At 59.8% G+C, this 321-nt stretch carries 1 protein-coding gene; it reads left to right on the top strand.

Going from position 1 to position 321, the window contains the following annotated elements; all coding sequences use genetic code 11:
- Positions 1-321: hypothetical protein (locus tag ACM6IV_RS12765; RefSeq protein WP_414870269.1), on the top strand; the 321-nt coding region annotated here is incomplete at both ends.

The raw sequence follows: 321 nt of genomic DNA, 5'->3' as shown, positions 1-321 counted from the left end.
GACAAGCTGGGCGACGCCGACGGCACCGTGCAGATCATCGCCACGGATACCAGCCAGTTCAAGGTCGGTGACATTCCCTTCATCCGGATCAAGGGCACACCCGTCGAAGGGCTAGCGATTGATCTGGAAAAAGAATACCCGGCGCTGACAAACGTGCCGAGCGTTGTGGAACACACGGTCCCCAATGCCGTACTGCGCCAGTTGGCCAAGGCGCAGATCACCCTGTCCTATCGCCTGAAAAAAACCGATGCCTCTCCCGACTTACGCTCCAATAGCCAGTTCATCCGCACCATCGGCGAAGTCCAGCGGCTGGCCGCACCG

The sequence above is a fragment of the Pseudomonas sp. IT-347P genome (genome assembly GCF_949768005.1).
Lineage (GTDB): Bacteria > Pseudomonadota > Gammaproteobacteria > Pseudomonadales > Pseudomonadaceae > Aquipseudomonas.
The sequence above is the reverse complement of the archived record's forward strand: the minus strand, read 5'-3'. Positions and strand labels throughout refer to the sequence as shown.